Consider the following 1,791-nt stretch of genomic DNA (forward strand, 5'->3'; position numbering starts at 1 on the left):
GACAGGCTCAGGGACCCAGCTTCGACAGGCTCAGGGACCCAGCTTCGACAGGCTCAGGGCCCCGGAACGAAAGAGAGCACATGAGCAACGCAGACCTGATCCGCGAGCACTACGCCGCCAACGACCGCGGCGACCTGGACGGCATGCTTGCGCCCTTCGCGGCCGACATCGAGTGGACGGAGGCCGCCGGGTTCCCCTACGCCGGGACCTACATCGGCCCGGACGCGGTCGCCGAGAACGTCTTCGGCCGCATCCAGGAGGAGTGGGACGACTACACCGTCGCGATCGACGAGGTCGTCGACGGCGGCGACGTCGTGGTCGGCTTCGGCACCTACTCCGGCACCTACAAGCGCACCGGGCGGTTCTTCGCCGCCCGGGTGGCCCACGTCTGGCGCGTGGCGGGCGGCGAGATCGTCGCCTTCGAGCAGTTCACCGACACGGAGCTCGTGAACCGCGCCCTGCGCGCGCCGTCGACGAGCACCGACACCCAGCCTTCGAGCTGACAGCACGACCCGAACAGGAGAGGCAGAAGCACATGAACAGACGAGCATCCGGCACCGCGGCGGTCATCGCCGTGGCCGCCCTCGCTCTCGCCGGCTGCGCCGGTGGCGACGGAGCCGGGGGCGACGGCGCCCCCATCGTCGTCGGCTCCGTGAACACGATCAGCGGCCCGGCGACGTTCCCGGAAGCGTCGCAGGCGGCCGCCGCCGTCTTCGACGCGTTCAACGAGGAAGGCGGCCTGGACGGCCGCACCATCGAGTACAAGATGCTCGACGACAAGGGCGACCCCGCCACGGCCACCGCCTCGGCACGGGAGATCGTGGGCAGCGACGAAGCCGTCGCGCTCGTGGGCTCCGCGAGCCTCATCGAGTGCGAGATCAATGCGAAGTACTACGAGCAGGAGGGCATCCTCTCGGTGCCCGGCATCGGCGTCGACACGGGCTGCTTCGACAGCGAGAACATCTCGCCGGCGAACGTCGGCCCGTTCAACGACATGACCCTCACGCTGCAGTACGGCTCCGAGGTGCTCGGACTCGACGACATCTGCATCCTGCTGGAGATCGCCGGCTCCACCCGCCCGACATACCAGGCCGCGATCGACAAGTGGACCGAGATCACCGGCAAGGAGCCGAAGTACGTCGACGACACCGTGCCGTACGGCGCCTCCGACTACACGCCCTACATCGTCAAGGCGCGGGACCAGGGCTGCAAGGCCCTCGCGATCAACCCGGTCGAGCCCGACGCGATCGGACAGGTCAAGGCCGCGAACGCGCAGGGCTGGGACGACGTGACCTGGCTCTACCTCACGAGCGTCTACAGCGAGAACTTCGCCGATGCGATCGACGACGCGGGCGCCGGCATCTACGTCCCCGCGGAGTTCTATCCCTTCACGGACGACAGCGACATCAACGCCGACTGGCGGACGCTGATGGAGGAGAACGACATCCCCCTCACCTCGTTCAGCCAGGGCGGCTACCTCGCGGCGACGTACTTCATCGAGGTGCTGAAGAGCATCGACGGCGACATCACCCGGGAGAGCGTCTCCGAGGCGCTGAAGGGCATGGACCCGATCGAGAACCCGATGGTGGGCACCCCCTACGCCTTCGGCACGCAGAACACCGCGGGCTGGCCGATCATCCTGAAGTCGGGCACGAACGCCTGGGAGAAGGTCGCCGACGACTGGCTCCGGATCGGCGAATAGTCCGCGCTTCGACAGGCTCAGCGACCCACCCGGGTTTCCCGCACTTCGACAGGCTCAGCGACCCCCGCCGGGTCCCTGAGCCTGTCGAA

Annotated in this window: 2 protein-coding genes; both read left to right on the top strand. The window is 68.2% G+C overall.

Going from position 1 to position 1,791, the window contains the following annotated elements; genetic code table 11:
• The first annotated feature begins 80 nt into the window (after positions 1-80).
• The gene (locus DW296_RS04530) at positions 81-503 is read left to right on the top strand and encodes a nuclear transport factor 2 family protein (protein WP_136051269.1); all 423 of its coding nucleotides are present in this window, start codon (positions 81-83) and stop codon (positions 501-503) included.
• A 32-nt stretch (positions 504-535) separates the two neighbouring features.
• Positions 536-1,702: an ABC transporter substrate-binding protein gene (locus DW296_RS04535; protein WP_136051270.1), complete on the top strand. Its 1,167-nt coding sequence runs from the start codon at positions 536-538 to the stop codon at positions 1,700-1,702.
• Positions 1,703-1,791: the final 89 nt, after the last annotated feature.

Source organism: Microbacterium sp. K36, from assembly GCF_004794355.1.
GTDB lineage: Bacteria > Actinomycetota > Actinomycetes > Actinomycetales > Microbacteriaceae > Microbacterium > Microbacterium paraoxydans_D.

Excerpts from the sequence above, each read along its gene's own strand:
- DW296_RS04535 (WP_136051270.1), top strand. The coding sequence starts at position 536 with ATGAACAGACGAGCATCCGGCACCGCGGCGGTCATCGCCGTGGCCGCC.
- DW296_RS04530 (WP_136051269.1), top strand. The coding sequence starts at position 81 with ATGAGCAACGCAGACCTGATCCGCGAGCACTACGCCGCCAACGACCGC.